This is a genomic window from Cytophaga sp. (genome assembly GCF_051961495.1).
GTDB lineage: Bacteria > Bacteroidota > Bacteroidia > Cytophagales > Cytophagaceae > Cytophaga.
In genome coordinates, this window is sequence record NZ_JBQCDF010000047.1 from 1 (window position 1) to 3,670 (window position 3,670).

The window sequence follows — 3,670 nt, forward strand, 5'->3', positions numbered from 1 at the left end:
AACACCGCTTTCTCAGATTTTATACCTTTAAAAGGAATCCCCTTAAAATAAAAAGCGATAAACAATGAAATAATTGATACTATCAACCATCCATAAATAGCTGTTATATACGAGCCGTTAAATAATATTACCGGTACAACAATAAAAAGCAACATAAGGAATCGAGTAAGTGTATTGTATATACTTATAAATACCGTCTTTTTATAGGTAGAAAAAATACCTTCAATGCCTAATGTAGGCAATAATAAAAAAGGGATAGGGGAGAAAACTTTTATTCCTCTTTCCAATTCTGGATTATTTAAAAATCTTGCAATAATTCCTGAAAATGTAAATAAAAAAATTGAAAAGACAGCTCCGCTTAAAAATAGTGTCCCTGTTATTTTCCATACAATCGCTTTCCCTTCATTAATACTATATCGAGGTAGAAAGTAAGCAAACACCTCAGGAAGACCGGCCGTGAAAATAATTAATAAGGTTGTATAAATATAAATGATTTGCTTATAAGTTCCGTACTCCTCTTTAGGAAAGTATCTGGATAGAATAGCTGAACTGATCATTGCCAAACTAAAAGAACTTAAAGAACCAATCACCACCCATAACGCCTGATTGGTGTTGCTTTTTTCTTCCCCCATATTTATCTTTCGAAGTTGCACCTTTTAGTCTAACAATTCTTGGATTCATCCATATTGAAAAAAGTGATATTTAATTTATCTCCAAAAAATACTTTTCTATCGAACTTTATTTTCTGCATCCTCCGTATAACCATAATCATAATTACCAATCCTTTTGCTTTAATGCCATCAAAAACAATGGTGGTGTTTTTAATGCTTTTACTTCGCATTCTTTCTTCTAGTTTCTTAATAAATATTTCCGATTATAGGAATATGGATCGAGGGCTAAATAAAAACTTACATGACACCTCTTTGACATAACAAACGAAAAAAGAACCCTGTGTTTTGAAAACCGATAAATATACTGATTCAAATTTGCAATTATCTCATCACCGAAATTGATCTTTACAGTAAAGTGAATTTTAGAAAATGATTTTTGATACGCTTAATATAAAATCAATATCGCCTCTGTTTTTTATCGAAAAAACCTGAATCTTTATCTCATTCGAATCCTCCTCCACCCCTTTTCCTTCACATCATCAGTGTACCCATACCCGTATCCATATCCATAACCATACCCATACTTATTAATTCCTCTCCCTTTGATGCCATTAAACACAATTGCCGGGTTCTTCAGGCTTTGGGTGCGTAATTTTTCAGCCAGTTTTTTCAAAAATATTTTCGGAGTATAGGAGTCACGGACTACATATAAACTTACATCACACATCGGCGAGATAATAAAGGAATCGGTAACGGGGTTAACAGGAGCAGTATCAATAAGGATATAATCAAAATGCGTATCCAGGTATTCCAGCAACTCCTGTAACCCGCCATTGGAAATCAATTCCGAAGGGTTTGGAGGGATCGGCCCGGAAGTAATCAAAGAAAGGTTTTTATTTCCGGTAGGCCGGATGATCTCTTCCATTGTAGCTTTCCCGATCAGGTAAGTGGAAATACCGCCATGGCGCGATACATTGAACTGCTCGCTCACTTTTGGCTTGCGGAGATCGAGTTCCAGCAACACTACCTTCTTATCCATAAGCGATAAGCTCATCCCAAGATTCACCGATATAAAGCTTTTCCCTTCGCCGCTGATGCTCGAAGTGATCATGATCTTTTTGTGTGTTTCGTCTATGCCCATATAGGCAAGGGAAGTGCGCAATTGCCGGAATTGTTCGGCGATAAAGCTTCGCTTTCCCTCAGAAATAACGATCGGGGTTTTAGAACGGTCATACAACACTTCTCCCAGGACAGGAATGTCGGTATATTTTTCAATATCTTCTTTATCCTGGATGGTGCGGGTAAAGATATCCTTGATATACACAAAGCCTATTCCCAACACCAAAGCCACCAATACAGCGGCCAGATAGATGAGCTTGCGTTTGGGGCTCACCGGTACATCTCCGGATATGGCAGGATCAATGATGCGGCTGTCGGCAACTGCCGAAGCAAAGGACAAGGCAGTCTCTTCCCTTTTTTGCAACAGGAAAGTATAAATATTATTTTTGATGGCCTGCTGTCGGCTGATGCTCAGCAGTTCGCGCTCCTTTTCCGGAACGGTTTTCAACAGGGCATTGTATTGATTGTTGGTAGCAACAATATTATTGCGCCCTGCCTCCAGATTCTTGCGCTGGCTTTTAATGTTTTCAAGTATCTGCGGCCTCAGTTTATTGATTCCGTCCACTAGGGAAACTACCGAAGGATTATTTTCCGGAACAATTTTCCTCGTTTGGGTATATTTCAACTGAAGGTCTGAAAGTCTCTGCAGGAGGTCCGAAAGTACAGGGTCTGCCAGGCCGGTGGTGGAAGGTACTACGGCATTATTGGTACCCACACTGCCGGATTCTATGCTTGACGGTACAATTCCACCGATATCTCCCTTGGTTTTTACATAATTTTCTACCTGGTCCAGCATGGCAAGCTGAACGTTGATATCGCTTATTTTCTGATCGTTTGCAGCAACGGTCTGCAAAAATATCTGGCCTTGCGCGCTGATGTCGGTTATCTTATTTTGCGCCTTAAAACGTTGTAGATTCCCTTCTACAGAATCAAGATCAGATTCTACATATTTCAACCTCTCGTTTACAAATTTCAAAGTATTGGCCGCCAGTACATTTTTGTCCATTATAGCCGCTTCGGTATATACTTTTAATAACTCATTCAGGATATCCTCACCGCGTTTCGGTATCTGTCCTTTTATGCTGAGGTCTATTACAGTAGATTGCTTGCTGGAGGGAGCAATATTTAGCTCTGTAAGTACGCTGTTCACTGCACTTTTAACCGGCATAAGAGAGAAGTAGAAACTATTTTCCTTTGCCTGCAACAAATCTTTGGAAGTATAATATTTGTTCGGAAGAAACCGCAGGATCCCGTAAGAGGTGCTCACCCATTGATTGAGGGGATAATTCGAATGGTCAAAGTTAATAGTCCCATTAGTATGGTTATATATAAAAGGGATTTTTTTAACCAAAGTGATTGAATCGGGATAGCGCGCTTCTATTACAATGGGAGAATGGATATAGGCCAATTGATTCAATACCCTTCCCTGTGAAAAGACCGGCGCATACAAATGCAAATCTTTCACTACCTGCTCCATAAGTGTTTTGGATTGTAACACTTCCACTTCATTTTCTACATTTTTCTTGGAGCCAAACATGTCAAATGCCTGCATCAGGTCATTGGCATTGGCAGGGGTGTTTTTATCATCCTTGATCAGCAAAGTAGCAGTGGTTTCATATACCGGCTTGGTATAACGAAGATACAGCCAGGCGCCCGAGAGATTAATGATCAGCAGCAATACGAACAGGGGCCAGTAGGGCAAAAACCGGTAAAAGATATCTCCAATGGATACCTCTTCTTCAGCTTCCTCGAATTCAGGATGGTTGGTAGACGATTGCATTCAGGAATTTAATTTTTAATGATTTTAGTAATGAGAAATAGAAATTTGCAGGCCCGGAATTGTTCTTTTCAAATTGGAGAAGAAAATTCCTATAAAAATTTACTGCCGAACTTATCAATTTGTTTTATTTGTTAGCTTATTGATTAATTACAGCCTGAAC

2 protein-coding genes are annotated in these 3,670 nt (G+C 39.0%); both read right to left on the reverse strand.

Annotated features, from left to right (window positions below; translation table 11 throughout):
- A partial coding sequence (locus ACTHJT_RS02435; protein ID WP_440236140.1) for an oligosaccharide flippase family protein occupies positions 1–632 on the reverse strand: 632 nt, incomplete at its 3' end.
- Positions 633–1,107: 475 nt separating this feature from the next.
- Complete coding sequence (locus tag ACTHJT_RS02440) at positions 1,108–3,510, reverse strand: GumC family protein (protein WP_440236141.1); 2,403 nt, start codon at positions 3,508–3,510, stop codon at positions 1,108–1,110.
- Positions 3,511–3,670 lie beyond the last annotated feature (160 nt).